Origin of the sequence: Microcoleus sp. S13_C5 (assembly GCF_036700845.1) — a bacterium.
Lineage (GTDB): Bacteria > Cyanobacteriota > Cyanobacteriia > Cyanobacteriales > Microcoleaceae > Microcoleus.
Map to the genome: position 1 here is coordinate 1 of NZ_JAUBPR010000310.1, position 1,099 is coordinate 1,099.

2 protein-coding genes are annotated in these 1,099 nt (G+C 43.7%); one reads left to right on the forward strand and one right to left on the reverse strand.

Features of this window, described 5'->3' with window-relative positions; translation table 11 throughout:
• The first annotated feature begins 89 nt into the window (after positions 1–89).
• On the forward strand, positions 90–461 hold the full coding sequence (locus QUA04_RS29795; RefSeq protein ID WP_333264449.1) for a DUF2237 domain-containing protein: 372 nt from the start codon (positions 90–92) through the stop codon (positions 459–461).
• Between the two features lie 119 nt (positions 462–580).
• Here the strand turns inward: QUA04_RS29795 and QUA04_RS29800 are convergent, their stop codons facing one another.
• Positions 581–1,048 carry a leucine-rich repeat protein gene (locus tag QUA04_RS29800; RefSeq protein ID WP_333264444.1) on the reverse strand — a complete coding sequence of 156 codons (468 nt, stop codon included), beginning with the start codon at positions 1,046–1,048 and terminating at the stop codon, positions 581–583.
• Positions 1,049–1,099: the final 51 nt, after the last annotated feature.

Genomic DNA, 1,099 nt, shown 5'->3' on the forward strand with positions numbered 1-1,099 from the left:
CAAATTAGTTCGTTGTCATCTTACAATTTTATTCTTGAAGCCCTATTCTATGCAGCTTCATATTAAATTGGTATTACTCAGGAGTTGCGATAGTGACGGAAGCTACAAATGTGCTGGGCGGAAAGTTAGAGACTTGCTGCACTTCGCCAATGACAGGATATTATCGGGACGGCAAATGCAATACAGGTGGTGGCGACTTTGGGGCTCACACTGTTTGTGCTCAACTGACAGAAGAGTTTTTGCAATTCACTAAATCGAATGGAAATGATTTGAGCACTCCGGTTCCCGAATTTAACTTTCCCGGTTTGAAGCCTGGGGATTGTTGGTGTTTGTGCGCTTCTCGGTGGAAGGAAGCAATGGATGCTGGATGTGCGCCGCCTGTGGTTTTGGCCGCGACTCACGCCTTGACTTTGGAATACGTTTCTTTGGATGAATTGAAGCAGCACGCTGCTGATTTGTAGGAGGATGTTGGTGTGCGATCGCTTTTAGTCAATAAGGGCGATCGGGTTTTTATGATGAATAGCAAATTTATCCTTCGTAACTGAAATATTTAAGTGCGATCGGGCGTCACTGTAAACTTTTATGGTTGAGCTTGTGGTTCCCACTTACAGATAGACTCTGGCTTGAGAGGGCAAGTTTTGGGAGCGATCGGATTTCCGCTGAGGTAGAGTTCAGTCAGTTTAGTGAAAGATGCTAGCGGTTTGATGTCGCCGATTTCATTGTTTTCGAGTGAGAGCAAAGTCAGCTTAGTCAAGGATGCTAGCGGTTTGATATCAACGATTTGATTGTTGTTGAGCCAGAGAATCTCTAGTTTAGTCAAGAATTCTACCGGTTTCACATCGGCGATCTCATTCTTGTTAAGTGATAGCCCTTCCAAGTTAGTCAAGGATGCTAGCGGTTTGATATCAACGATTTGATTGCTGCTGAGGTTAATCCCTTCCAGGTTAGTCAAGGATGCTAGTGATTTGATGTCACTAATCTGATTGCTGCTGAGGTCGATAAAAGTCAGTTTCATCAAAGATGCTAGTACACCTCGGCGTAAATACACAGACTATTAGACAGCCAAGACTTTACCCTTATATGTCCACTTAAAAGGTTT